Genomic DNA, 1762 nt, shown 5'->3' with positions numbered 1-1762 from the left:
CAACGGCATCCCCATCACCTGGACCAACCACCACCCCACCACCCCCACCCCCCTCCCCACCTACCCCTTCCAACACCAGCACTACTGGCTCCAGCCGCAGCAGGACGCCGGTGACCTCACGAGGGCGGGACTGGCCTCGCCCGACCACCCGCTGCTGGGCGCGTCCATCACTCTCGCCGACTCCGACGGCTGGCTCTTCACGAGCCGTATCTCGCTGCCCACGCACCCCTGGCTCGCCGACCACGCCGTGAACGGCACCGCCCTGCTGCCCGGCACCGCCTTCCTCGAACTGGCCTTCCACGCCGGCAAGACCCTGGACTCCGAGCGCGTCGAGGAAATCGTCCTCGAACTGCCGCTCCTCCTGCCCGCACAGGGCGGAGTACAGATCCAGCTCGCGGTGGCCGCTCCCGACGCCCTGGGACGTCGGCAGTTCACCGTCCACTCGCGTCCGGAGAACAGCGCGACGAGCGCCGAGGCCTGGACCCGTCACGCCAGCGGGGTGCTCACCCCGGGACGCCCGGCAGCCGGCTTCGATCTGACGCAGTGGCCGCCGACCGGCGCCGAGTCACTCGCCGTCCACGACCTCTACGACAACCTGGCCGGAGCCGGATTCGCCTACGGGCCCGCCTTCCAGGGCGTCCAGGCCGTGTGGAAGCTCGGCGACGAGGTCTACGCCGAAATCGGGCTCCCCGAGGACCAGCGGAGCGAGGCCAACCGCTTCGGTCTCCACCCCGCGCTCGCCGATGCCGCCCTCCACATCGCGGCCTTCGCCACCTCCGGCGCCGAATCCGGGCGCGGCCGACTGCCGTTCAGCTGGAGCGGCGTGTCGCTGCACGCCGACGGCGCTTCGTTCCTCCGGGTCAAGCTGACTCCCACCGGGCCGCAGGCGTACTCGCTGGCCTTTGCCGACGCCGCCGGGCAGCCCGTCGCCTCCATCGACGCCCTGACGGTACGTGAACTCTCGCCCGAGGACCTGGACGGAACGGACCGGGACGTCCTGCGGGAGTGTCTGCACCGACTGTCCTGGACGGCCCTCACCGCCCGCGAGGACGCCGAGCCGGCCGGACGCTGGGCGCTTGTCGGTTCGCCGAGCCCGCGTACCGAGGCGCTGCTCGGCTCGCCCGGCCGGGCCGCCGAGGTGTTCGCCGACCTGTCCGCCCTCACGCAGGCCGTCGAAGCAGGCTCCCCGCTCCCCGACTTCGTGCTGCTGCCGCTCACCGACGACGCCGGCTCCGGCCCTGGCTCCGCCTCCGGCTCCGGCTCCGGCTCCGGCTCCGGCTCCGACGACACCGACGTGGTGGCCCGCGTGCACGCGGCCACCGAGCGCGCGCTCCACCTCCTCCAGTCCTGGCTGCGTGACGAGCGGCTGATCGGTGCCCAGCTGATCGTGCTGACCGAGAACGCTGTGGTGACGGAGCAGTCGACGGATGTGCCGGACCTGGTGCAGGCCGCACTCTGGGGCCTGGTCAGCTCGGCACAGAGCGAGAACCCGGGCCTGATCACCCTGCTCGACACCGACGCTCAGCAGGTGGCTGCCGCGCTCCTCGGCACGGCGCTCGACTCGGGTGAGCCGAGGATCGCGTTCCGCTCCGGCGAGGCCCGGGTTCCCCGCCTGGTCAAGATGAAGCCCGCCGAGGTGATCGCCGAACGGATCGACGGGTCCGACGAGCCGCTGGACCGGTCCGGCACCGCACTCATCACCGGCGCCACCGGCATGCTCGGCTCCCTCATCGCCCGCCACCTCGTCCACCACCACGGCATC

At 72.4% G+C, this 1762-nt stretch carries 1 protein-coding gene; it reads left to right on the top strand.

Annotated features, from left to right (window positions below; translation table 11 throughout):
• The coding region (locus ACFZB9_RS36880) for a polyketide synthase dehydratase domain-containing protein (RefSeq protein WP_391454542.1) at window positions 1-1762 on the top strand (1762 nt) is incomplete at both ends.

Source organism: Kitasatospora sp. NPDC008050 (assembly GCF_042957465.1).
Taxonomy (GTDB): Bacteria; Actinomycetota; Actinomycetes; order Streptomycetales; family Streptomycetaceae; genus Kitasatospora.
Note: the sequence above shows the minus strand (reverse complement) of the source record. Positions and strands in the feature narration are given on the sequence as shown.